This is a genomic window from Thiorhodococcus minor (genome assembly GCF_010820565.1).
In the GTDB taxonomy this organism is placed as follows: domain Bacteria; phylum Pseudomonadota; class Gammaproteobacteria; order Chromatiales; family Chromatiaceae; genus Thiorhodococcus; species Thiorhodococcus minor.
The window spans coordinates 1-5,340 of record NZ_JAAIJQ010000158.1 but is presented as its reverse complement, the minus strand read 5'-3'; the positions used below and the strand labels follow the sequence as shown (position 1 = coordinate 5,340).

The 5,340-nt window shown below is 64.7% G+C and carries 4 protein-coding genes and 1 tRNA gene; 4 read left to right on the top strand and 1 reads right to left on the bottom strand.

Going from position 1 to position 5,340, the window contains the following annotated elements:
- Positions 1-669: 669 nt before the first annotated feature.
- The 4 genes from G3446_RS25440 (at position 670) to G3446_RS25425 (ending at position 4,804) form a co-directional block, all read left to right on the top strand.
- Entirely contained in the window at positions 670-942 is a 273-nt protein-coding gene (locus G3446_RS25440) for an RNA recognition motif domain-containing protein (protein ID WP_164456475.1), read from the top strand.
- A gap of 265 nt (positions 943-1,207) precedes the next feature.
- Positions 1,208-3,064 (top strand): M61 family metallopeptidase, encoded by a 1,857-nt coding sequence (locus G3446_RS25435; protein ID WP_164456473.1) that lies wholly within the window; start codon positions 1,208-1,210, stop codon positions 3,062-3,064.
- Positions 3,057-4,067, top strand: coding sequence for a bifunctional biotin--[acetyl-CoA-carboxylase] ligase/biotin operon repressor BirA (gene birA, locus G3446_RS25430; protein ID WP_342450244.1), 1,011 nt, complete (start codon positions 3,057-3,059; stop codon positions 4,065-4,067). Before G3446_RS25435 ends, birA begins: the two co-directional genes overlap by 8 nt.
- Positions 4,064-4,804: a type III pantothenate kinase gene (locus tag G3446_RS25425; protein ID WP_164456472.1), complete on the top strand. Its 741-nt coding sequence runs from the start codon at positions 4,064-4,066 to the stop codon at positions 4,802-4,804. The genes birA and G3446_RS25425 overlap by 4 nt, the downstream gene beginning before the upstream one ends.
- Positions 4,805-4,845: 41 nt before the next feature.
- On the opposite strand, the gene G3446_RS25420 is transcribed toward G3446_RS25425, so the two are convergent.
- Positions 4,846-4,922 (bottom strand) — tRNA-Arg (locus G3446_RS25420).
- Positions 4,923-5,340 lie beyond the last annotated feature (418 nt).

Below are 5,340 nucleotides of genomic sequence, written 5' to 3'. Positions count from 1 at the left end.
CCCCCCACCGGGCCAACCCCCCAAATCCCAATAATCCCGCGTTGGGCGGGGGGCCGGGCCCCCCCGCCTGTTCGCCTCCCGGGGGGGGGGGGGGCGCCGCTCCTACGACCGGGCGCTTGCACGAAACGACGATCAAGGCCGCGCTTTGCGCAGTTCGGGGCAGTGGTGTCCTCAGGGTCTCTGACCCTCCGCAATCCCTATCCCGGCCGGGCTCTCCCGTCTGCCTCCTAGGCATTGACCGCAAGCTGGCTCCTCTATTGACGGGCGCGAAGGGGCCCGCCTGCGGGCGGCGGGCCCGCATGCTCTCGCAATTCGCCTAACGCGCAATTGGCGGCGTCGGTCATCGATTGGCCCGGACTCCCGTTGCGGGATGGGCAAGGGCAGCTCAGTCCGCCAACGCCAGCGCGGGATTCGGTGGACTTCGCGCTTGCTCGTCCACCAGTCCAGCTGACGATCAAGGCCCTTCAGGTGTCGAGCGTCGGCGCGTAGATTTACGGATACCGGGCCGCACCGCTTTCTACTATCGTCCTCGCCGAAGATGAGTATGAAGCTCGTCTGTCTAGACTCGATCTCCACCCGATGAGAGGTCGAGGGCGGTCGAAGCGTTTGGCATTGGCGTTTGGACCGATCTCTCTGTCTCTTCAATGCGCTCTCTACGGAACCTGAATGATGAATATCTATGTCGGCAACCTGTCTTACGGCGTGACTCAAGACGAGCTCCGCGAGGCCTTCAGTGCTTACGGTGAGATCTCTAGCGTCAACCTCATCACCGATAAGTTCACTGGCAGCTCCAAGGGTTTTGGATTCGTCGAGATGCCGAACAACGCGGAGGCCGACGCGGCCATCAAGGGCTTGAACGACAGCCCACTCAAGGGGCGTAACATGCGCGTCAACCAAGCCAAGCCTCGTGGAGAGCGCCCCGCTCGCGGGCCACGCTGGTAGCCGTCCCTTCGCTCCGGGTCATCTCAGGCCCGGAGCTGCCCCTCTCATCTCGCTTCACCGCATCTCGTCTCGATTCCTCCGTCGATTCGGCATTGACCACCTATCCTCGCTACGGGATAGTGCTGCCTCCAATGCGTAGGGCGTCGCCTCCAGGCGATCGACGATTTGCGGTCGTCGCCAAGGCGCAAGTCGATTGGCGGCTCCTCTATTCAGCCTCTGCCACGGCGGGAATCTCTCGGTGACCGCCCAGCCGGGATCCAGTTGCATGTCCGATCCAGCCCAGGACGCTTGTGACGTCGTCTATCGCGTCACCCCGGCGCGTCCTCGCGCCCATCTCTTTCGTGTCGAGATCCTGATTCAGGATTTCGGAGCAAGGCTTTCCCTTGAAGAGCCGATCGAGCTCGCCATGCCGGCGTGGATTCGCGGCAGCTATATGATTCGCGACTTTGCCCGCAATCTTGTCAGCATCGCCGCGACGGATGGCGAGGGGAAGGCGCTCGCGCTACGCAAGCTGGACAAGCAGACCTGGCAGTGTCCGAGCGCGCCGCGTATTCGTGTCGACTATGAGGTGTTCGCTTGGGACCTCTCGGTCCGCGCGGCCCATCTCGATCTCACGCATGGCTACTTCAACGGCCCCAGCCTCTTGCTGCGCCCCAAGGGCTTGGACCGCGAGCCCTGCCGCATCGAGCTCTGCGCGCCGCATGACCCGGCTTGTAGCGGCTGGCAAGTTGCGAGCAGTCTGCGTCCGGTTGCGACCGAAGCGTCCGGATTCGGGGTCTATGAGGCGGAGTCTTACGAGGACTTGATCGATCATCCTGTCGAAATGGGCTATTTCGATCGGGTCGGCTTCGCTGTGGGGGCCGTGCCCCACCAGATGGTTATCAGCGGTGGACGTCAGATCGATGAATCGCGTCTAAGGCAAGACCTGAGCCGGATTTGCGCCGAGCACGCCGCGCTCTTCGGCGAGCTGCCGATCGACCGTTACCTTTTCTTAGTGACTGCCCTCGGCGAGGGCTACGGCGGCTTGGAGCATGCCTTTTCGAGCAGCCTCATGTGCTCGCGAGACGACCTGCCGCGCTTGGGGCGAGAGTCGTCTGTCGTCTCCGCTGACTATCGCCGCTTTCTCGGCCTCTGCAGCCATGAGTATTTTCATCTCTGGCAGGTCAAGCGCATTCGTCCGCAGGTTTTCGCCGAAGCCACGCTGGAGCGCGAAGCGCACACGCGTCTCCTGTGGGTCTTCGAAGGCATCACCTCCTACTATGACGAGCTCGCTCTGGTGCGCAGTGGGTGTGTCGATGACAAGGCCTACCTCGGGATGCTGGCGGAGACCAATACCCGGGTGATGCGCACGCCGGGGCGCCGGCTGCAGACGCTGGCCGAGTCGAGCTTCGATGCCTGGACCAAGCTCTACAAGCAAGATGAGAATACCCCGAATGCCATCGTGAGCTACTACGCGAAAGGCGCCCTGGCCGCCCTCGCGCTCGATCTTGAGATCAGGCGTCAGACGCGGGGGGCCGTGTCGCTCGACGATGTGATGCGCATGCTCTGGCTGCGTCATGGTAAAACGGGCGTCGGTCTCCCCGAGCACGGCTTCGAGGCCCTGGCAATGGAGGTTACGGGTCTCGATCTCAGCGACTTCTTCGTCCGAGCCATCGATTCGACCGAGGATCTCGATCTCCAGGATTTGCTTGGCAGCGTCGGCGTTGAGATGCGCTTGCGGCCGCAGCAAGGCGCGAAAGACCTTGGTGGCTGTGTCGACCAGTTCGAGCCGGCTCGCGCCGAGCCAAGGCTGGCGCTACGCCTGCGCCCCGGCGTCTCGGAGGCGATTGTCCAGAACGTGCTCAGCGATGGGGCTGGAGAGGAGGCAGGTATCGCTCCCGGCGACACCCTGATTGCCGTCGATGGCCTGCGGGCGACGGCGGAGAATCTCGATCGCCTGGTCGCGCTTGGCGCGGCGGGGGGCGGGGAGATCCAGATCCATCTCTTCCGTCGCGACGCGCTCATGCGGGTCACGGCGTGCCCCGGGCCCGCGGAGTCGGACACCTGCGAGCTTCGGCTGATGGAGTCGGTCTCGGCGGCCATTGCGGAAGCCCGAGACGCCTGGCTGGCGAGTCGTGTCTGAGGTCGCGATGGAGCGGGAGATGGCGCTGATCGAGCTCCTCGCCGACGGAGCCTTTCACTCCGGAGAGGCGATCGCCAGTCATCTGGGGATCACCCGTGCGGCGGTGTGGAAGGCGCTCAGAAAGGCCGCGGACGAGCTGGGGCTGGCGCTAGAGTCCGTCCGCGGTCGCGGCTATCGGCTGCTGACGCCGCTGGAGCTGCTCGATTCCGCGCGCCTCTTGGGTGCCATGAGCGATTCCGGGCGCCATTTGGTGAGTCGTCTCGAGCTGCACCGCCAGATCGACTCGACCAATGCCTTCCTCATGCGTGCCGCGGCGGCGGGCGCGCCCTCCGGCACGGTTTGTATCGCCGAGCACCAGACGGCTGGTCGCGGACGTCGGGGGCGCTCCTGGCAGTCACCCTTCGGCGTCAATCTCTACCTATCCGTTCTCTGGCGCTACCCGGCCGGGCCTGGCGCGCTCGGCGGGATGAGTCTTGCGGCCGGCGCGACCGTCGCCAAGGTTTTGGCGGCCGAGGGTGCGCGCGAGGTCGCGCTGAAGTGGCCCAATGACATCCTCTGGCGTCGGCGCAAGCTCGCCGGTCTGCTCCTCGAGGTCGCCGGCGAGTCCCAAGGGCCGAGTCACCTGGTGGTTGGCTTGGGCATCAATATGAGCATGCGAGAGGGTCAGGCGGCCGAGATCGATCAGCCTTGGGTGTCGCTGGACGAGATCCTGGCTCCTGGGCGGCTGAGCCGCAACCAGCTCGCCGGCGCCCTCGCCGAGGCCCTGCTGAGCGCGCTCGAGTGCTATGGCCGCGAGGGGCTGGCGCCCTTTCTCGGCCGCTGGCGCACCTTCGATGCCCTGATGGACGCGCCGGTGCAAGTCATCCTCGGCGATCAGGTGGTCGAGGGGCGTCATGCCGGAGTCGCTGACGATGGTGCCCTGCAGCTCGAGACGGCCGATGGCCTGCGACGGTTTCACGCGGGCGAGGTCAGCCTGAGACCCATTGAGACGTCCTCCCTATGAATCTCCTCATCGACATCGGCAATTCGAATCTGCGCTGGACCCGTCATGGCGACGGCTGTACATGGGACCTGAGCGTCGCGCGCCACAGCGGGGGGATCCCCCTCGATCTCTTGGCGCAGTGGGAGCGGTTGGAGCCACCCGAGCGGCTGATCGTGAGCAACGTCGGTGGGCAGGACGTCGCCGCGGCGCTGACGCGGGTCGCGCGGGCGCTTTGGGGGCGGTCTCCGGACTTTTTGCACACTCAGGCGGCCTTCGGGGGCGTCCGCATCGCCTACGAGGAGCCACGCCGGTTTGGCGTCGATCGTTGGCTGGGCCTCATCGCGGCGCACGCGCACACTGAGCAGGCCTGTCTCGTCGTGGATGTGGGCACGGCGGCAACCTTCGATCTCTTGCTCGCCGATGGCCAGCATCTCGGCGGCTTGATCCTTCCAGGGGTCGAGATGATGCGCAAGAGCCTGCTCATGGGGACGCGCATCCCGCGCATCGAGGCAGACCCAGCGGCCGATCCCTGGGCGACGGACACGGGACCCGCGGTCGCCGCGGGCAGTATTCACGCATTGGCTGCCCTGGCGACGCGTCTCTTCGATCGCTTGGCGGTGGAGGCCGGTCGGCAGCCGAGTCTGATCTTGACGGGCGGCGACGCCGAACGGATCCGGCCGGCGCTCGACCAGCCCTCGGAGCTGGTTCCTGATCTCGTTCTACAGGGGATGCGCCGCGTCGTCGAGGAAGCGGATTGATGGGCTGAGGCGTGCGATCCCGGCGGAGCGCATGGGAGGTTTGGTGCCCTCGACAGGATTCGAACCTGTGACCTATCGCTTAGGAGGCGATTGCTCTATCCAGCTGAGCTACGAGGGCGATACGTTTCTTGGGTCGAGGCCCGGCTTCTTTGCGGCTGAAAACCGAGATTTCCTTGCTATGCTCATACCGCGCCGGGGATTTTAGCGCAGCCGGGACTTTGGGGCCATGCTGAGCCGGGTGTAAGTTGAGACTCCGCCGCAGGCTGGCTTTGGGTGTCCGGGCCGAAGGATGGGCCGTCGGCTTGGTCCACGGACGCTATATTGATCGATCTAGCAAGGCTGCGAGCGAATGAAGCTGGCTGCAGAAGGAAGTTGGCTCCAGAAGTTAGAAGCGCGGGCCGAGTGATATCCGGCCGCCCAATGCCATGGACTTAGCGCCTAAAGCTATGATTATGTTAAAATAATGCGTCTTCACAGGAACCTTGTAGGAGCATGCCGATGAAGCGTTGCAACGCTATCAGTCTCAACACCGAAGA